At 70.7% G+C, this 18,049-nt stretch carries 20 protein-coding genes; 8 read left to right on the forward strand and 12 right to left on the reverse strand.

The annotated features are described in order from the left end of the window. Positions 1–1,248 carry a cysteine desulfurase gene (locus tag VYJ16_RS07020; protein ID WP_336349574.1) on the reverse strand — a complete coding sequence of 416 codons (1,248 nt, stop codon included), beginning with the start codon at positions 1,246–1,248 and terminating at the stop codon, positions 1–3. Positions 1,249–1,494: 246 nt separating this feature from the next. Between VYJ16_RS07020 and VYJ16_RS07025 the strand changes: the two genes are divergently transcribed. The 4 genes from VYJ16_RS07025 (at position 1,495) to VYJ16_RS07040 (ending at position 6,871) form a co-directional block, all read left to right on the forward strand. Then, positions 1,495–4,704 (forward strand): hypothetical protein, encoded by a 3,210-nt coding sequence (locus tag VYJ16_RS07025; protein ID WP_336349575.1) that lies wholly within the window; start codon positions 1,495–1,497, stop codon positions 4,702–4,704. Between the two features lie 187 nt (positions 4,705–4,891). Continuing rightward, the gene (locus tag VYJ16_RS07030) at positions 4,892–6,136 is read left to right on the forward strand and encodes a hypothetical protein (protein ID WP_336349576.1); all 1,245 of its coding nucleotides are present in this window, start codon (positions 4,892–4,894) and stop codon (positions 6,134–6,136) included. Next, entirely contained in the window at positions 6,108–6,551 is a 444-nt protein-coding gene (locus tag VYJ16_RS07035; RefSeq protein WP_336349577.1) for a helix-turn-helix domain-containing protein, read from the forward strand. Before VYJ16_RS07030 ends, VYJ16_RS07035 begins: the two co-directional genes overlap by 29 nt. 2 nt (positions 6,552–6,553) lie before the next feature. Beyond that, positions 6,554–6,871, forward strand: a complete 318-nt coding sequence (locus VYJ16_RS07040; RefSeq protein ID WP_336349578.1) for a hypothetical protein — start codon at positions 6,554–6,556, stop codon at positions 6,869–6,871. Positions 6,872–6,895: 24 nt separating this feature from the next. On the opposite strand, the gene VYJ16_RS07045 is transcribed toward VYJ16_RS07040, so the two are convergent. Together VYJ16_RS07045 and VYJ16_RS07050 are read right to left on the reverse strand one after the other, a co-directional pair. After that, entirely contained in the window at positions 6,896–7,309 is a 414-nt protein-coding gene (locus VYJ16_RS07045) for a hypothetical protein (protein ID WP_336349579.1), read from the reverse strand. A 244-nt stretch (positions 7,310–7,553) separates the two neighbouring features. Next, complete coding sequence (locus VYJ16_RS07050) at positions 7,554–8,150, reverse strand: DJ-1/PfpI family protein (protein WP_336349580.1); 597 nt, start codon at positions 8,148–8,150, stop codon at positions 7,554–7,556. Positions 8,151–8,342: 192 nt separating this feature from the next. On the opposite strand from VYJ16_RS07050, the gene VYJ16_RS07055 reads away from it, so the two are divergent. After that, positions 8,343–9,173, forward strand: coding sequence for a high-potential iron-sulfur protein (locus VYJ16_RS07055; protein WP_336349581.1), 831 nt, complete (start codon positions 8,343–8,345; stop codon positions 9,171–9,173). A gap of 36 nt (positions 9,174–9,209) precedes the next feature. On the opposite strand, the gene VYJ16_RS07060 is transcribed toward VYJ16_RS07055, so the two are convergent. The 3 genes from VYJ16_RS07060 to VYJ16_RS07070 form a co-directional block, all read right to left on the reverse strand. Beyond that, on the reverse strand, positions 9,210–9,503 hold the full coding sequence (locus VYJ16_RS07060) for a DUF424 domain-containing protein (protein WP_336349677.1): 294 nt from the start codon (positions 9,501–9,503) through the stop codon (positions 9,210–9,212). Further along, complete coding sequence (locus VYJ16_RS07065) at positions 9,503–10,372, reverse strand: tetratricopeptide repeat protein (RefSeq protein WP_379761938.1); 870 nt, start codon at positions 10,370–10,372, stop codon at positions 9,503–9,505. The genes VYJ16_RS07060 and VYJ16_RS07065 overlap by 1 nt, the downstream gene beginning before the upstream one ends. Positions 10,373–10,606: 234 nt before the next feature. Continuing rightward, positions 10,607–11,623, reverse strand: a complete 1,017-nt coding sequence (locus VYJ16_RS07070) for a DUF5784 family protein (protein WP_336349582.1) — start codon at positions 11,621–11,623, stop codon at positions 10,607–10,609. 209 nt (positions 11,624–11,832) lie between these two features. Here VYJ16_RS07070 and VYJ16_RS07075 point away from each other — a divergent pair, with 209 nt between their 5' ends. Next, positions 11,833–12,006, forward strand: a complete 174-nt coding sequence (locus tag VYJ16_RS07075) for a DUF5786 family protein (protein ID WP_336349583.1) — start codon at positions 11,833–11,835, stop codon at positions 12,004–12,006. Positions 12,007–12,096: 90 nt separating this feature from the next. On the opposite strand, the gene VYJ16_RS07080 is transcribed toward VYJ16_RS07075, so the two are convergent. The 4 genes from VYJ16_RS07080 to VYJ16_RS07095 all read right to left on the reverse strand — a co-directional run bounded on the left by VYJ16_RS07080 (position 12,097) and on the right by VYJ16_RS07095 (position 15,535). Further along, on the reverse strand, positions 12,097–12,906 hold the full coding sequence (locus VYJ16_RS07080; RefSeq protein ID WP_418934293.1) for a DUF7530 family protein: 810 nt from the start codon (positions 12,904–12,906) through the stop codon (positions 12,097–12,099). Next, positions 12,903–13,835, reverse strand: coding sequence for an NAD(P)H-binding protein (locus tag VYJ16_RS07085; RefSeq protein ID WP_336349584.1), 933 nt, complete (start codon positions 13,833–13,835; stop codon positions 12,903–12,905). The genes VYJ16_RS07080 and VYJ16_RS07085 overlap by 4 nt, the downstream gene beginning before the upstream one ends. Before the next feature lie 75 nt (positions 13,836–13,910). Beyond that, positions 13,911–14,852: a YkgJ family cysteine cluster protein gene (locus VYJ16_RS07090; RefSeq protein ID WP_336349585.1), complete on the reverse strand. Its 942-nt coding sequence runs from the start codon at positions 14,850–14,852 to the stop codon at positions 13,911–13,913. Between the two features lie 83 nt (positions 14,853–14,935). After that, a complete protein-coding gene (locus VYJ16_RS07095) occupies positions 14,936–15,535 on the reverse strand; it encodes a DUF5789 family protein (protein WP_336349586.1) in 600 nt (199 codons plus the stop codon). Between the two features lie 119 nt (positions 15,536–15,654). Between VYJ16_RS07095 and VYJ16_RS07100 the strand changes: the two genes are divergently transcribed. After that, positions 15,655–16,584: an NAD-dependent epimerase/dehydratase family protein gene (locus VYJ16_RS07100; RefSeq protein ID WP_379761943.1), complete on the forward strand. Its 930-nt coding sequence runs from the start codon at positions 15,655–15,657 to the stop codon at positions 16,582–16,584. 69 nt (positions 16,585–16,653) lie between these two features. Beyond that, positions 16,654–16,848, forward strand: coding sequence for a DUF7561 family protein (locus VYJ16_RS07105; protein WP_336349587.1), 195 nt, complete (start codon positions 16,654–16,656; stop codon positions 16,846–16,848). Between the two features lie 18 nt (positions 16,849–16,866). Here VYJ16_RS07105 and VYJ16_RS07110 read toward each other — a convergent pair whose 3' ends face one another. Then, positions 16,867–17,235: a hypothetical protein gene (locus VYJ16_RS07110; protein WP_336349588.1), complete on the reverse strand. Its 369-nt coding sequence runs from the start codon at positions 17,233–17,235 to the stop codon at positions 16,867–16,869. A 45-nt stretch (positions 17,236–17,280) separates the two neighbouring features. After that, positions 17,281–18,033: a hypothetical protein gene (locus VYJ16_RS07115; RefSeq protein ID WP_336349589.1), complete on the reverse strand. Its 753-nt coding sequence runs from the start codon at positions 18,031–18,033 to the stop codon at positions 17,281–17,283. Positions 18,034–18,049: the final 16 nt, after the last annotated feature.

Genomic DNA, 18,049 nt, shown 5'->3' on the forward strand with positions numbered 1-18,049 from the left:
TCAGGCGAACAGGTCGCGGGCGCCCTCGATAGCCTCGACGAGCTTGTCGACCTCGGCTTCGGTGTTGTAGATGTAGAAGCTCGCGCGAGCGCTCGCGGCGACGCCGAGCCGGTCGTGCAGCGGCTGCGTGCAGTGGTCGCCGGCGCGGATCGCGACCGCGTAGTCGTTCAGGATGCTCGAGAGGTCGTGCGCGTGGACGTCACCGAGGTTGAACGACACCAGCCCGGTGCGGCCCTGCTCGGGGCTCGGGCCGTACACGTCGACGTCGTCCATCGCGGTGAGGCGGTCGTACGCGTACTCCGCGAGGCGCTCCTCGTGACGCTTCACGTTCTCCATCCCGATGTCGTCGAGGTAGTCGATGGCTTCGGCGAGCGCGATGCCCTGCGCGATGACGGGCGTCCCCGCCTCGAACTTCCAGGGGAGGTCGTTCCACGTCGAGTCCTCGAACGTCACCTTCCGGATCATCATCCCGCCGTAGAGGTACGGGTCCATCTCCTCCAGCAGGTGCTCTTTGCCGTAGAGGACGCCGACGCCGGTCGGGCCGCACATCTTGTGGCCGCTGAAGGCGTAGAAGTCCGCGTCGATGGCCTCGACGTCCACGGGCCGGTTCGGCGCGGCCTGCGCGCCGTCGACGAAGAACAGCGCGTCGTGGTCGTGCGCGACGTCGGCGAGGTCGCTCACGGGATTCACGCACCCGAGCGTGTTCGAGACGTGCACCGCCGAGACCATCTGGGTGTCGTCCGTGATGGTGTCGCGGGCGTCGTCCATGTCGAGCTGGCCGTCCTCGGTCAGTCCGATGTACTTGCATTCCGCACCCGTCCGCTTGCATATCTGCTGCCAGGTGACGAGCGCGGCGTGGTGCTCCATCTCCGTGAGGACGACCTCGTCGCCGGGCCCGAGCTCTGCGAGCCCCCACGCGTACGCGACGACGTTCATGCTCTCGGTCGTGTTCTTCGTGAACACCACCTCCTCGCGACCGCCGCTCGCGCCGATGAACTCCGCGACGCGGTCGTGCGCGTCCTCGTACGCGATGCTCGCCTCCTGACTGAGCTGGTGGAGGCCGCGGTGGACGTTCGCGTTGTACTCGCGGTAGTACCGCGCGATCTCGTCGACGACCTGGTCGGGCGTGTGCGACGTCGCGGCGTTGTCGAGGTAGACGAGGTCGTGTCCGTTGAACTCGCGCTCGAGGATGGGGAAGTCCTCGCGGATGGCGGCCACGTCGAGGCCTTCGGCGTCCTGCGTACTCATTACGCGTGTCTAGCGGCTCAGGGGCCTATTGTCCTTCGGTCCCGCGAGTCCGTGCCACACTCGGGGACTGGTAAGTATCTGACCAGCAAACTAACGCAATTACCGTAAACAATATTAGCATCTCAGTGGCCTGAAACGGCTGAAAAGAACGAATGATTAAGTGCGCGGGGTGGAAGTGTTCTACTGATCTAATCATGCAGTATTCGACGCGTTCCGGGTGCAGACTGGTAACCAGGGTGAGGGGGCGTGTTCTCCGCTGAGGACCCGGTCTCGGACACCGAGCAGGACGTCGGGGAGGAACGAGCGACAGAGGACGGCGGGCCGTCACCCGCCTCCGTCGGGACCGGGGAGGCGTTCGGCGTCGTCGTCAGCACCGACCGGTTGACGTCGTTCCTCGCCGCGGGCGACGCGGACGTTCGCGCGTACGCCGCCCGACAACTCGGCGCGCTCGCGGCGGACTCGCCGCGGGACGTGCAGCGCGCCCGCGACGACCTGCTCTCGCGGTTCGATGACGAGCACGGCCGGGTGCGGGTGCGGTGCGCGGAGGCGGTCGCGACGCTCGCCGTGGCCGACCCCGGCGCGTTCGTCGAGGACGTGGACGCGCTCGCGGACGCACTCGGGGACGACCGCGTGGACGTCGTCGCTGCTGCCGTCGACGCGCTCGCGTCGGTCGCAGCACACGACCCGGCGAGCGTGGCTCGCGTCGCGGACGCACTCGCGGCGCACCTCGCCGACGCGGAGAGCCTCGTCGCGGCGCGCGCACTCGCCGACGTCGCGAGCGCGGACCCGGACGCGGTCGCACCGGCGACGGACGCGCTCGCTGAGGCGCTCGCGTTCGCCGCCGTGGACGCGGCACGAGCGCTCGCGAGCGTCGCCGCGGTCGACCCGGGAGCGGTCGCCGCGGTCGCCACCCCGGTCGCCGACGCCGTCGCCGCCGGCCCGCCGGAGGCGCGTCGGGACCTGACGGCGGCACTCGCGACCGTCGCACCGACGCACCCCGACGCCGTCACCGCCCACGCGTCGCTCCTCGAGGCGGCACTCGACGACGAGGACCGCGCGGTCAGCGGGCACGCCACGTCGGCACTCGCCGCGGTCGCCGACGTCGCCCCCGGTCGGGTCGCGGCGAGCACGGGCGCGCTCGTCTCGCACCTCGACGCGACCGACCCCGCGGTCCGCGTCGACGCCGCTCGCGCACTCGCCGCGGTCGCGGCGACCGACCGCGAGGCCGTCGCCGCGGCACCGCCCTCGCTCGCGGCGCACCTCGACGACGAGTGCGTGGACGTCAGGCGTGCGGTCGCGAACGCACTCGCGGTGCTGGCGGCACAGGACGCGGACGTGGTCGCGCCGTTCGTCGCCGACCTCTCGGACGCACTCGGAGATGCGGACGCTGCCGTCCGGGAGGCCGTCGCGGACGCGCTCGCTGCGGTCGCGAACGAGACGCCGACCGCCGTCGCCGACGCCGTCGGCGTCCTCGTCGCCGGCCTCGACGACGACCCCGCGGTCCGGGAACCGCTCGCCGAAGCGGTCGCCGCGGTCGCGACCGCGGCACCGTCGGCGGTCGCGGACCACGTCCAGGACGTCGCCGCACACCTCACGGTCGCTGGCGTCCGCGAACCGCTCGCGGACGCGGTCGCCGCGGTCGCTCGCGACGCTCCGGGCTCTGGGGACGTGGACGCGCTCGCGGACTCGCTCGCGGCCGACGACGCCTGGACGGCTGGGTACGCGGCGAGCGAACTCGCCACGGTCGCCGAGCGCGCAACGGCGACGCTCTCGCCGACACAGGAACGACTGCTCGCGCGACTCGACGACGACGCGGCCGCGGTCCGCACTGCCGCCGCGGCGGACCTCGTCTCGCTCATGGACGAGCGCCCGCACGAACTCGCCGGGACCGTGCCGGCGCTCGCGGACGCGCTCGACGACGACGAGGTCGCGGTCCGCGAGGGCGTCTCGTGCGCGCTCGCGTCGGTCGCGGCAGCCGCACCCGACGCCGTCCGTCGTGCCGGGGCCGTGCCGGCGCTCGTGGATGCGCTCGACGACACCGCGGCGACGAGCGACTGCGCCGCGAGCGCACTCGACGCCGTCGCGCAGACGACGGGCGTGGACGCACGCGAGGACGTTCGCCCGTTCGTCGCGTTCCTCCTCGACCGCCTCGACGACGAGGCTCCGGTCGAACGGCGTCGCGCCGCACTCGCCGTCCCGACCGTCGCACGCTCGACGCCGGAGGTCGTGGCCGCGACGGACGCACTCGCCGCGGCCGTCGGAGACGACGCGGTACGGTCCGCGGCCGCGCGAGCGCTCGCGTCGCTGGCGATCGACGACGCAACGCCGCTGTCCGTGCTTCTCTCGCGCGTCGCCGACGACGATCGGGAGGCGACGCGTGCGGTCGCCGCGATGACCGCGTTCGAGCCGCTCGTCGCGGACCCGTCGGCGCTCACGGACGCGGCGACCAGCCCGGACGCGGTCGTCCGCCGCCGCGCCACGCGCGCCCTCGCAACCGCCGCGAGCGACCGCGACGACGCCACCCCAGCGACGGGCGTCCTCCTCGATTACGCAGACGCCGTCGACGGGGCCGTCAGGGCGCGTGCCGCGAGCGAACTCGGCCGGCACGCGCTCGCCCGCCCGGACGACGCTCGCGCCGTGGTGGCGGACCTTCCGACGCTCCTCGGAGCGGACGACGACCTCGTGCGCGGTTACGCGGCGGTCGCCCTCGTGAGCGTCGCCGTCGACGACCCGGCGAGCGTCCCAGTCCGTGCACTCCCCGACTCGGGCCGCTCGGCGGACGCGGACGACGAGTGGCTCGCGGACGTGGTCGCGTTCGTTCGCGCTTACGCCACCGATGCCGAGGATGCGGCCGCGGCGGCGAGCGCGCTCGCCGACCGGCACGACCACGACGACCCGGCGGTTCGCGCGGTCGCCGCACTCGCCACGGGCGCGTCCGGGACGGCGTGCCCGCGCCATCTCGTCGACGCACTGACGGACGACGCGGTCGCCGTTCGCGCCGCGAGCGCTCGCGGGATCGCCGCCGTCGCGGCGCGCGACCCGAACGCGGCCGCGTCCCTCGCCGGTCGGCTCGTGGACGCGCTCGACGACGACCCGGCGGTCGTCGCGTCCGTCCTCCGCGCACTCGCCGCCGTCGCCCGGGCGTCGCCTGGCGCGATCGCGCCCGACGCGCTCGACGTCGTCGCGCGCCGACTCGCCCACCCCGACCCGCGCGTGCAGATCGCCGCCGTACGCGTCGTCGCTCGCGTCGACCCGGACGCGTACGCCGACGCGCTCGACGAGTGCCGCGAGCACGCCCCCGAAGGCGTCCGCGACGCCGTCACCGCCATCCTCGACGAGTCCACGGACGCTCCCGACGACGCGAGCGACACCGCCGAGGACTCCTGGCTCGCTCGTGCATCCCTGGGGCGCGTCCTCGACGGTGCACTGTCGACGCTCACCGACCGTTTGCCCTGATCCAGGACCGCGACGACTCCGGCACCACGTCGCGAGGCGTCGTGGTCGACCGCTCGCCCGTCGCTGCCCGAAGCGCGCGTTCGGCACCGGCCACGACTGACCGCTCTATTTAATCCTTTCTCCGGGTTCCAGGGCCGTCACCGTCGGTCCCCATTTATAATACCACCCGGCATCAAACCTGTTCACGATGCGACAGAGCGCGGACGACGGTGGTGGTGGTGGTCGGTCCCGGCGCCAGGTGCTGCGTCGAACCGGTGGGCTGCTCGCCGCGGGCACGGCCGCTGCGAGCGCCGGGTGCACGAACCTCCTGCCGCCGGCGAGCCGCGCGATACGGTACGGCGACGTCGACCTCCCCGGACGCGGTGACGCCACCCCCGGCTACCGGCGATGGTTCCCCGCGGAAGCCGAACTGCCGCCGCTCGACGCGGCGGACGAGGACGACCCGTACGGGAACTGGACGTACGCGACGCCAGGCGACCTCGGCGCGGCACAGCTCGGCCGGCCGTTCGACATCGGGCGGAACGTCGCGCAGGCGTCGATGGACTACGTCGGGTACCCGCTGGCGTCGTACGACCGCCTCGTCAGCGTCGGCGCTCTCGGCAGCGTCGCGGAAGCGTCCGTCGACCGCGCGACCGTCGAGCGGACGCTGGCCGACACGAACTACGGGCGTGCCGACGACTACCGCGAGTTCGACGTGTACGACCGCACGGACGTCGACCGACTGCTCGCCGTCTCCACGGACGCGGTCGTCCACACGGCCGGCGAGACCCGCCGGGCGAAAGCACGGGCGCTCGTCGACGCCGAAGCGGGCCGCGTCGACCGGCGCCACGAGGTCGACGCGTCGTTCGCGGCGTACACCGAGCGCGTCGGCGCGCCGCCGACGGTATTGAGCGCGTTCGGTATCGTGAGCGGCGACCTCGCCAGCGCGGTGTGGTTCACGTTCGACGAGTCCTCGGCGTACTTCGTCTACGACCACGCGTTCGCCGACGGCGAGACGCCGTCGAGAGCCGAGGTCAAACGCCAGATCAGCGGCATCACGCGCGGCGACCGGGCGTCGCGCGTCGACGTCACCGTCGACGACCCGTTCGTCCGCGTCGCACTCCAGCTCGACGAGAGCGCGTACATGGACGGCGACGACGGCGACGACTACCGCTCGCTGCCGTTCGTCACGTGGGGCGTCGACCAGGGCTCGGATACGATAACGGTCAGCCACGACGCGGGCGAACCCGTCTCCGTCGACCGCGCCGAGTTCCGCCCCACCGAGGCGCTCCGGAACCCACCAGCGTCGGGGTCGACGCTCGAACCCGGCGACGAGCTCGCGTTCGCGACGGGCGACCTCGCCGCCGACGACATCGAGTTCACGTACAGTCAGGACGAACACAGCCGATCGCTCCTGTTCAGCTATGAGCCAGCAAACGACAGCGACACGTGACCGCCGACCGACGCGTCGGGACGGGACGACCGACCGACCCGAACCGCTCACGCCGACCCTCCTCAGTAGCATGACCGACCCCGCCGACCTGTCGACCGTCGCGGACCTGCTCGCGGACGAGCACGTCCAGCGCATCCTCGCGGCGACGAGCGTCGACCCGAAGTCCAAGAGCGAACTCGCCGAGGGCTGCGAGGCCTCGCTGCAGACGGTATCGCGCCGCGTCGACGACCTCGTGGACGTCGACCTGCTGCGCGAGGAGACGCGTGCGCGTCGCGACGGCCACCACGACGCCGTCTACGTCGCGCGCCTCGACAGCTTCGAGGTCCGGCTGCGCGACGGCGCGCTCGAACACGACGTCGCGCGCATGGACCGCGATATGACCGACGAACTGCAGCGCCTCTGGAGGAAGTTCTAGCTATGACGGGACTCCTCTCGTACGCGGTCGTCGAGATCGCCACACTCGCGCTCGCCGCCGGCTCCGCGATAGTCGGCCTGTTCATCGCGGCGCTCGCACTCCGCGGCGTCCTCCGGGACCGCAGCCGGAAGATGCTGTTCCTGTCCGCGGGCATGATACTCCTGTTCGGTGCAGCGTACGTCACCGCGCTCGTCGGGTCGGCGCTCGTCCGGTTCCACGTCATCTCGCTCCTCCAGCAGAACTACGTGCTGCTCGCCGTTCGCGCCCTCCAGTTCACGGGCCTGTGCTCTATCGCGTACTCGCTCGTCATCGGCGAGTGAGCCGACGACGCCGTGTTGCGACGGTCACGACGACCCGCGGCGGTTCCGGTGGTACTCGACGACGACGCCGACGGCGAGGCCGAGCGGGACGGCGACGAACCGGCTACCAAGCACGTCGAGTCCGGTCCCACTGGCGGTGAGGTGCGTCAGTATCTCGTCGGTGGCGAGGGCGAGCATCGCGAGCCCGATGCCGACGCCGCCGGCGCGCCACGCCGGGTCGGCGGAAACCCTCGGGCGGGCGCGAAGGGTCGCGACCGCGACGAGGAGCGCGAGCGCGTTCCCGGCGACCGTCCGCTGCTGGGGTTCGAGGACGGGGTCCAGTGCGAGTTGTGCGAGTGCACCGACGGAGAGCGTGAGTGCGAACCACAGCGAGAGCACGCGAAACGGGGTGACGTCCGGCGCGTCGGTCTCGTGGGGGTCGGTGGCGGCGTCAGCCATCGATTCCGTGGACTCGTGGCGGAACAAAAGCTCGATGGTGCGGGTCAGCTGTCGCGGTGGAAGACGGCCCACTCGACGCCGCGTCGTCGTCGCTCGACGGGTTCCGGGCACCGTCGCGACGCGCGGCTGGCATCGATTCCGTCCACGATAGTCGGCGTGAAAAATTCGGTGGTCTGGCCGACCGCGCGCGGCGAGCGATTCAGTCGTCGTCACCGGACTGCGTCCGGTTGCTCGACTGACGAAGTCAGTCGTCGTCGGCGGCGACCGCGGCGTCGTCGTGCACTATCTCGTCGCCGAGGACCGTCATGAACTGGCGGAGCCACTCGGCGTGGTCGGGCCACGCCTGCGCGGTGACGAGGTTCCGGTCGGTCGTGACCTCGTCCACCCACGCGCAGCCCGCGCCCTCGACCTCGGCCTGGACGGCGGGGTAGCTCGTCATCTCGTAGCCGTCGAGGACGTCGGCGGCGGCGAGTATCTGCGGGCCGTGACAGATGGCGGCGACCGGCTTCTCGGCGTCGAAGAAGTGCCGGACGGCGTCCAGTACCTCGTCGTATCCGCGGAGGTACTCGGGGGCGCGGCCGCCGGGGACGACGAGCGCGTCGTACTCGGCGGGGTCGACGTCGGCCATCGTCGCGTTCAGCTCGAAGTCGTGCCCGCGCTCCTCGAGGTACGTCTGGTCGCCACGGAAGTCGTGCACCGCGGTCTTGATCTTCTCGCCGGCCTCCTTCTCCGGGCAGACGGCGTGAACGTCGTGCCCGAGCATGTCCAGCGCCTGGAACGGCACCATTATCTCGAGGTCCTCCCCGAAGTCGCCGACGATCATCAGTATCTTCTTGGGCATTGGTAGCACCTGTAGTGGAATACGGTCCGAGAGGCGATAAAGCTCCGTGATGAACGCGTTCGACGGGGTGAGGCGTGGTTGCGTCGGTCTCGCTCGGTCGGTGGGCCGTGTTCGTATGCAGTCGCTACCGGCTCCCTCGGCCGCTGAACCGTATTCACGTATAATGGCCTCTCATCTCGTCTGCCGAAACGTATGACAGAAAATTTCTCACGCGAGTCTGGTGGCGACGGCTACGACCGGAGCGACGTGTTCGACCTGCTCGCGCGCCGACGCTACCTCGCGGCGGCCGCTGGAACGACCGCCGGCCTCGCGTCGCTGAGCGGCTGTCTCAGCGGGACCGGCGACACCGACACCGAAGCCGAGACCGACGAACCACCGGACGAGGACGACGACGAGGACGGGGACGACGACCGACCCGAGGGCGTCTCCGAGGAGGAGTTCGAGCGCGGGCCCGTCCCCGAGGCGTACCAGACCGCGACGTCGCTCGGCGGTGAGACGCGCGATCCGGACGACCTGCAACCGAAGGGGAACGTGAAGTTCTCCGAGTACGACGACGCCCTCGAACAACCGACGCACAAACCGGGGCGCTGCTGTGCGAACTGCGCGGACTACATCCCCGACAAGAACGGCGACCGGTTCGGCGCGTGCGCCGAGGTCGAAGGGTACGTCGACGGCGCCGACTGGTGCTCGCTCTACGAGTCGCTCCCCGAACCGTCGGTCCCGGAGGGGATGAACGAGGGGGACCTCGCGACCGCCGAGGTCCCCGAAGCGTACCGGACCGCGACCTCGCAGGGCGACGAGACGCGCAACCCCGAGCAGCTCAGCGCGCAGGCGGACGTCAGCCTCACCGAGTCAGTCGAAGCGTTAGCGGACGGCGACGCCGAACCCGGGCAGTCTTGCGGGAACTGCGCCGAGTTCATCCCCGACCAGAACGGCGACGGGTGGGGAGCGTGCGCCGCCGTCAAGGGGTTCGTCGCCACTGAGGACTGGTGCGTCATCTGGGAACACGTCAGCGAGGGATGACCGAGAGCGGCGGCTGACCGGGATCGATGCCGACGCTCACCCGAGTCGCAGAACCTGCGCGTGCAGCGTCCCGTCGACCGTGAGCGCCGTGCTCTCGTCGACGACGCCGGCGTCGACCGCGGCCTCGACGGTCTCGGTACCGACGAGGTTCGCGACGTCCGAACGTCGGACGGCGTCGACCGCCGTCTCGGCGTCGACCTCGTCGCCGCCGTAGAACTCCTCGGTCACCGTCAGCGAGATCTCGCCCTCCTCGAACGTCTCCCCGAGGAGGTCCGCGTCGCAGGCCGCGACGAGCAGACCCTCGCTCGTCTCGCGCTCGCTGAGCAGTATCACAGCGGACCACCGCCGCCGCCGGGCCCGCCTCGCGGGTCGTCGCCGTCGACGCGCGGGTCGTCCGCCGGGTCGGGCCGCGGGTCCTCGCCACGCAGTCCCTCGGGCGACCCGCCGGGTGCCTGCCCGACCTGCTCTTCGACCATCTGCTGCTCCATGTCCTCGCGGAGCTCCTCGGCCTCCGCCGTGACCTCCTCGGCGCGCTCGTCCTCGCCCATGTCCTCGAGCGCTCGCGCCTTCTCCTCGAGGATCTGCGAGTTCCGCATCCCGAGGCGGATGGCGTTGTCGAAACACTGTACGGCGTCCTCGGAGAGCCCGCGTTCCGCGAGGAAGAACCCGCGATTGTACCACGCCTGCCCGAACCGGTCGTCGATCTCGACGGCGCGCTCGGAGTGCTCGAGCGCCCGCGAGACGTCACCGGACTCCCAGAGCGCGTACGCGAGGTTCGTCTCCGCGCTCGCCGCGTGCTCTGATTCGTCGTCGATACTGAGCGCCTCCCGGTACGCGCCGATGGCCTTGTCCCACTCCTCGAGTTCGGCGTGGGCCGCGCCCTTGTTCACCCAGCCCTCCTGCGCGAGCGCGTCGTCGTCCGTGAACTGTGCGACGCGCTGGAAGGTGTCGACGGCCTGCTCGTAGCGGTTGATGGCGACGTAGTTCAGGCCGACGTCGAGCAGTTCCTCGGCGTCGACCGCGTCCGCGTTCGTGTTCGCCCGGTCGAGGAGGTCGGTGACGACGCGGCTGTCGACGGGGTCGACCTTCGACGGGTCGACGTCGAGCTCCGGCGGGTCGATGTCGAACTCGGCGTAGGGGTCGTCGAACCCCTGGCCGGAGGAGTACTCGTGCTTGCGGTCGGGGTTCTCCTCGGTCATGGAAGTGGTTTTGGCGACGAGCGCGGGTAAGCCCTTCGCTCGCGCCGTCAACGTCGAACGCGACGCCCTCGTGCGTATCTCCAGTCGAAACGAAGGGGGTTAGGAACCGGTTACCACGCCACGAGGGACCGGGCGTCGTCGACGGCCAGTCGGCTGTCGGTCGCGTGCGATGGCGTCGCCGACGGGCGTGGCCGGTCAGTCCCGTGCGATGGCGTCGCCGACGGGCGTGGCCGGTCAGTCCCGTGCGATGACGTCGACGACACCGTCGAGGTCGAGCGGGACCGAGCCCTTCGTGTAGCCCTCGACGCTCCCGTCGGGGCGGACGCGGTAGACGAGCGCGGGCTTGTGGTGGACGTCCGGGCGTTCCCCGCGGACCGCCGCCCACTGGTCGTCGTGGTAGCTCGAGCAGTCGACGAACAGCGTCACGCCGCCACCGTGCGCTTCGAGCTGGCCGGTGGTCTTCGTCTGCGCGGTCTCGCGGATGGCCGCGACGGGACTGTTCTGCGAGCGGTCCTGGGGCGGGAGCGGCCGGGTCACCTCGACGAGGTTGCTCGTGCCGTCCGGCGATATCGCGCGGTAGTCGAGACTGTAGCCGCCCGCGACGTCGATCTCGGGGACGACGTCGTAGCCGGCTTCGGTGAGGACCCACGCGGCGACGTACTCCGCGACCGCCGAGGCCATCCGCGTCAGGTCGAGGTACTCGCTCGTCCCGAGCTTGCCCGCCATGACGTGGCGGTCGTCGTCGAGGACGCCCGTGTCGAGGACGCGTTCGAGGAACGCGAGCGCGTCGTCCGCGTCGGCGTCCGGGAACCCGCAGGCGTGCTCCGAGAGGAATTTGCGCGTCGTGTGTCGGCCGTCCTTGCTCATGAGGACGGGGAGGAAGAACCACGCGACGTGCGGGTAGTCCGCGGTCCAGGGCGCCTCGACTTCGAGGTCCGCGAGGAGTTCGCGCTGGGCCCAGCGGTGGATCGGGTACGGGACGTCGTCCCAGTCGCGCTTGTCGGTCCGCCAGAGCGCGCTCGGCGTCTCGGTGTTCCCGAGCCAGTACGCTTCGCTGTCGTCGTACAGGAACAGCGCCATGTCGTCGTTGTCCATCTCGAACCGCACGCCAGTCCAGCCGTTCGGTGGCTGGTAGTGGGGCGTGGTCTTCGTCGCACCGAGGTTGTCGTCGAGGTCGGAGAACAACTGCTCGTGGACCTGCTGGTCGGTCCAGCGGCCCTGCGAGTACCGGAATCGAAGGGGGCGTGCCACGTCCCCCGGTACGCCCCCCTGGCACATGAGAGCCACGGCATGCGCGCGCCCCGTGACCGCCGACGGGGCCGGGTCGATGTGGCCTCCCGAGGGTGGTCGAGTCGCCGCGGCCGGCGATCCCGACCCGATACCCTGACGAATCATGGTATGCTGGTACGTACCACCGACAGCTTCAAATGAAGACACCCCTTAGCACGGTGATGGTTACCATGTCGATGGGTGCTTACGACGAGGACGAATACGAACGCCGCGAGGAGAAGTCGACGCACGTCGACGCCGACTTCGACGACGAGCGGACGGTCTACCACGGCGAGGTCGAGTACGACTCGGGCGAATCCACCGAGGAACTCCTCGACCAGTTCAAGGAACTCCAGGAGGAGTAGCCGCGACGCCCAGGGGACGTCGCGGGGGGCGACTCGACGCTGTCACGAGCGATAGCGCTCGCGCTCGGGTCGCACGAGCGACGTGTCGACTCAGGCCGAGACCGTGGCGTCGCGGGCGTCGGCGAGCGTCAGACCGACCGAGAGCGCGGTCGCCGCCGCCACCGCGAGCACGTGCCCGAGCAGCACCACGAGCAGGACCGGTCGGTCGAGGACGAACGGCACGAACACCAGTTGGACGGCGGCGAACGCGAGGTTCAGACCGTCGGCGCGAGCGAACGCGCGACTCCGAGCCGGGTCGAACTCGAACGTGTACGCGCGCCAGACCGCCGCGACCGCCGCCCACCAGCTCGTCCCGATGCGGTAGACGACGTCCCAGAGCACGAGCAGCGTCAGGTACGTCGCGAGCACGGGCGGTTCGTCGCCCAGCAACGCGGTGACGAGCGGGTCGGTCGCGACGCGCGGGTCGTACACGAACAGGTGCGTGACGACCGCGACGAACGCGAGCACGCCCAGGACGACCTCGACGTTCGACCCGAACAGCAAGCGGCGGTAGGACTCCGGCGCGTCGAGCTCGCGGATGCGTCTCGCGTACGTCAACATGAGTGCGCTCCCGATGGCGGCGACCGCGACCGCGGCCGTGCCGACGACGACGCCAGCCCAGAGGCCGTACAGCGCCGCGACGACGAGCACGCCCGCCTCGAACGCGAGCACCTGGATGCCGATGGCGGTCGACGAGTCGATGTCGACGCCAGGGAGCGCCCCGACGATGCTCTCGTACACCCACGCGTCGCCGTACTGCGCGTCGTCGCCGGCGAGCGCGCTCGTCGAGTCGTCGGCGACCGCGGCGTCGTCCTCCGTCGCCTGAAACGAGTCGTCGGCGTCCTCTGCGCGGCGGGTCACTGCAGGCCGGGGCTCCCGCCCTGGAGTGGACTGCCGCCGCTCCCGTTCGCCGACCGGGAGAGCGCGCGGCGGACCGCCGAGTCGAACGGCGTCAGTGCGACGTCGATCTCGTCGGCGAGCCGGTCGTCCTCGACCACGACCGGGTTCTTCAACCCCTCGATGAGGGGATGGGCGACCGATTTCGGGACGTCGCTCACGAGGTCGACCCAGTACGCCGACAGCCGCGGCGTCAAGACCGGCACGGGGATGACGTACAGTCGCTTCCCCATCGCTTCGGCGGTGCGTTCGAGCATCTCGCGGTACGTCAGGACGTCCGGGCCGCCTATCTCGTAGGTCTCACCGGCGGTATGCGGGCGACTGAGGACGCCCGTGAGGTACCCGACGACGTCGCTCACCGCGATGGGCTGACACGGCGTGTTCACCCACCGGGGCGTTATCATCACGGGCAGCCGCCCGACGAGCTGTGTTATCATCTCGAAGCTCACGGAGCCGGCGCCGACGATGATGGCGGCGCGCAGCGTCGTCAGCTCGAACTCGCCCTCGCGGAGCACGCCTTCGACGCTCCGACGGGACGCGAGGTGCTCGCTCAAGTCCTCGCCTTCCTCGCCGAGCCCGCCGAGGTAGATGACGCGGTCGACGCCCGCGGCGTCCGCGGCGTCGACGAAGTTCCGCGCCGCGCGCTCGTCGCGCTCGGCGAAGTCCTCGCCGGAGCGCATCGAGTGCACGAGGTAGTACGCGACGTCGACGTCGTCGAACACACCGTCGAGACTCTCGGGCTCTAAGAGGTCGCCCTCGTGGACCTCGACCTCGTTCCCGGGGTAGTCCTCGCGGTTCCGGACCAGCGCGACGACGTCGTGGTCGCCCGCGATGAGCGCGGGAATCAACTCGCCGCCGACGAACCCCGTCGCACCGGTCACCAGCACGCGCATACTACGAGGTCCGGGCGCCGCCGTCTTAAGAATGCCTCCAACGCGGTCGAAACGAACGGGTTCCGGGGTCGTGATTCACTCCCAGCCGGGCGTCTCGGGCGCGTCCCGGTCTTCCTCGACGCGTTCGCCGAGGCCGGGGTCGGCGTTCGCGGTGGGGTCGTCGCCGGCCGCGTCGCTCCCGGCCGTCGCGTTCGCGGCGCGGGCCTCCCAGTCGTCGATGGCGGCGCCGACCCACGAGTCGGCGTCGAGTGCGCGGTCGCGGTAGCGCTCGTAGGCGTCGTCGTTCCGCGCGAGCATCCCGGGGCTGGCGGCGGCCGCGGTCCCGACGAACTCCGCGCGGTCGTCGGCGGTCGCCTCGCCCGCTGCGATGCGGTAGACGCGGTCCGCGAGCGCGTCCGGGTCGGGGTGCGCGAAGACCTTCCCGCCGAGCGCCTGCGGGCCGAACAGCGGCTCGGCGTCCTCCGGGACCGAGTCCTCGACGAGGCGGTCGCCGGGCGCGCCGAACTCGCGCTCGACGCGCTCGCAGACCGACTCCACCGCCATGAGGAGGTTCCGCCCCGGGTAGGTCGCGCACTCGTCGGGGTAGAGGTCGTCGTCGTGGATGCGACACTGGAGGGTCTCGGGGTCGAGGAACGCGCACGTCGGCAGCCACGACGCTTCGTCCGCGCCGACGGGCGCCACCGGCTTCGGCGGCTTCCGGAGGCCGACGAAGAACGCGGGGCGGCCCGCGATGGCGGCGACGTCGAACCCGTCCACCTCGACGGAACGTCCGGACGCGCCGTCGTCGCCCGCGCCCTCGCCGTCACTCTCTGGGTCGCGCTCCCAGAGCCGCGGCGTGAGCGCGTCCCCGAACCCGGCGTTCACGAAGTCGCGGACCTCGTCGCGAGTGAGCGGCACGAGGTTGTAGACGTCGTCGAGCGGGCGCTCCGGGCCGACGCGCTCGTGGTCGTCCGGCGTCGCCGACAGCGCACGCCAGTCCACGCAGCAGCCCGCGCAGCCTTCGCAGTTCACGCGCATGCCTCCGGGTTCGACCGCCACCGACGAAAGTCTAGCCCGGTGGACACCTGTCGACCCCCGACGGCGTTCCGCGCACCGTCGGCCTACACGCCGAGCCACTCGTCGTCTCGGACGGCATACCCACGCTTCCGGCAGTGTTTGGCCGCCTCTCGACGCACGTCGCGGCTCCCGGGGAGCGCCGCCTTCTCGTGAACCCGGTCGACGATCCAGTCGGCGATGAGGCGGATGCCTTCGTCGTCGTCGTCGGCGTCGATGTCCTCGAGCGCGAGGAACGTCCGCAGGTAGCCCTCGCGTTTGGACTCGGGGAACTCGGGGTCGTCGAGCGTCGCGGCGGCCTCGACGACGCGCTTCATCGCGCCGGCGACCGTCGGTCGCTGCACGCGCTCGCGGACGGCTGTCGGCGAGTCGAACGTCTCCACGTCCGTCTCGGGGACGAGCTGCTTGACGGTGTACGTGTCGTCGGCCGCGCGTACCTCACGGTCGCCGACGGCGGCGACGACGTCCCGCCCGGTCGCGGGGAACGCGACGCCCTCGAGCTCCGTTTCGAGCTCGGCGAGGTCGCGCTCGTCGACCGGTGGCTCGGGTTCGTCCCCGCGCTCCATGGCGGTCTCGACGTCGCGCTCGCGCTGTTGCCTGTCGGCATCGTCCGCCTGTTTCTCGCGCCCTCGCTTGTTGTCTGCCATCCCTTACCATACGTTCGCTCCGGTGATAACGCTGTGCCATAGCGGTCACTTCGACGTCACGTCGTCAGGTCGCGGACCGGCCTCCAAGTTTCATGTACCGGCGCTCGCTTGACGGGGCCATGGGAACGATGCCAGACGCAGTCGCGGTGACGGGTGCACTCGGCGGTGCGGGCCGCTGGGTCGTCGACAGGCTCGCGGCGACGGGCGCGGACGTCCTCGCCATCGACCAGCGACTCCCGGAGGCCGACGGCCCCGAGGACGTGGACTTCCGCGCGGCGGACCTGACAGCTCGGGGCGAGACGTTCGATCTCCTCGACGCGGCGAACCCGGACGCGGTCGTGCACCTGGCCGCGATACCGGACCCGCTGAATCACGCCGGGGGTCGCGTCTTCGAGAACAACGTCCTCAGCACGTACAACGTCCTCGACGTCGCGGGGCGCGTCGGCGCGGACGTCGCGTGGACCTCCAGCGAATCCGCGTACGGCTTCCCGTTCGCCACGGAGATACTCCCTCCGGAGTACCTCCCAATCGACGAGTCCCACCCGATGCGGCCCGAGGACCCCTACGGGACGTCGAAGGTCCACGGGGAGACCATCGCGGACATGGTCGTGCGACGCGACGGCATCTCGGTCACGTCCATCCGCCCATCGTGGATCCAGTATCCCGGCGAGTACGTCGCCCGCGACGTCGCCGACGCGTTCGACCTCGCGGCGCTCGCGGCCGACCCCGTCGGCGCGGTCGGCGGTGGCACCGGGAACTTCTGGTCGTACGTCGACGTCCGCGACGTCGCCGACATGGTCGTCCACGTTCTCGAGACCGACCGCGACGGCCACGAGGCGTACAACTGCCACGCAGAAGACAACTTCCTCGGCGTCCCGACCCGCGACCTCTTCGAGGCGCTGCTGGGCGACGTCCCCGAACCGTGCGATATCGAGGGCGAGCAATCGGCGTTCTCGATGACGAAAGCCGAAGCCGAACTGGACTGGTCGCCGTCGCACACGTGGCGGAGCGCAGCCGACGAATCAGTCGACGGCCCCACCTTCGGCTGACGCGTCCGGCCGAACCGAAGCGGTCTCGTCGGAGAAAGACACTTGCGACGCCAGGCCCGACGTAGAAGCGTGACGACGGACCCCTGCGACGGCTGCGGGAAGCGCGTTCGCGTCGCCGGCGGCATCGGCGACATGTGGACCGCGACCGGGCCCTCCGGCGGGATGACCCTCGAGTTCGACGACGGCAGCGAGGAGTTCCTCTGCTTCGACTGCATCGAAGCGCTCCCCGACGACCCGACGACGAGCGACGTCCCCGGCGATTGAGGCCGGATTCGGGTCGCCTCAGGTGAGGGACGCAACGGCGAGCAGCACGCTCGTGGCGAGACACCCGATGGCCAACCCGACGACGAGCCCGACCTGTACGGGGGTGGACGTCCACGTCGGGACGACGAACACGGCGAAGACGGCGGCCGCGACCAGCACCCACCGGAGTCGGTCGAGCGCTGCTCGTAATCGGTCACTCAGCTGTGTGATACCGATGGTCAACATGAGAATGACGCCGACGGCGACGGGCGGGATGGCGACGTCGCTGACGGCGACGGCCGTTCGATTCAGGCCGAGGACGGTGAGCGCCGCGAGGACGACGGCGGCGACGAGCGTCATGCCAGCGGTTCGTCTCGTCGCTCCGGTCGCGTCGGTCGACTTCGACATCGTGTTCGTCATGGGTTGTGGGTTCGGAAGGTAGTTTCGACCGCGTTAGATGTGGTCGCGGCCGGGGTGGCCGGGGCTGCCACCCTGCGGGACGAGGTCGTCCCAGTCGACGTGCCAGCCGGTGCCGACCTTGGACATGTTGAGCGTCTGCGTCCAGCCGAACGCGCTCTTGTCGAACTCGGTCGCGCCGACGGTGATGGTGTCGACGTCGACGACCCAGGAGATCGCCCACGCGCCTGCAGCGATGACGCCGGCGAGAACGCCGATGACGACGCCACTGGAGAGCGTCGCGCCGACGTACCCGATGAGGGCCGCGGAGACGGCCTGGATGCCGAGGTCGGAGATGTCTCGCGTGAACTCGGCGGTCACGCAGCCCCAGCGGTGCGTGTAGTCGTACGCGCCGCAGTCGCCGTTCGTGCCGCCCCAGGCGTCGGCGCGCTCGATGATCTCCTCCCAGTCGTCGCCGGTGGCGCCGACGGTGCTCTGGACGTCGGCGTGGGTCGTGGTGCCGACGTCGGCGGTGAGCGTGCGGTACTGGGACTCGCTCACTTCGGCCTTCTTCACTGTCCCGCTGTCGCCGACGTGGACGACGTCGGTGAACTGCTTGCCCTTCTTGGAGAGGGCGACGCCGACGTACGTCTCGCCGTCGCGTTCGGAGATGACGGTGATGTCGTCGAGATTGTAGCCGGCGTCGTCGTCCGCGTCCGTTCCTTTTGCGGAACTGACAGTCGGGACGAGGGCTGCGCCGGTTGCTGCGGCACCGTACTTGAGCATCTTCCGTCGACTTTTGTCGACCATGCAGATAGGACGACTT

Source organism: Halorubellus litoreus (assembly GCF_037081675.1).
Classification (GTDB): Archaea; Halobacteriota; Halobacteria; order Halobacteriales; family Natrialbaceae; genus Halorubellus; species Halorubellus litoreus.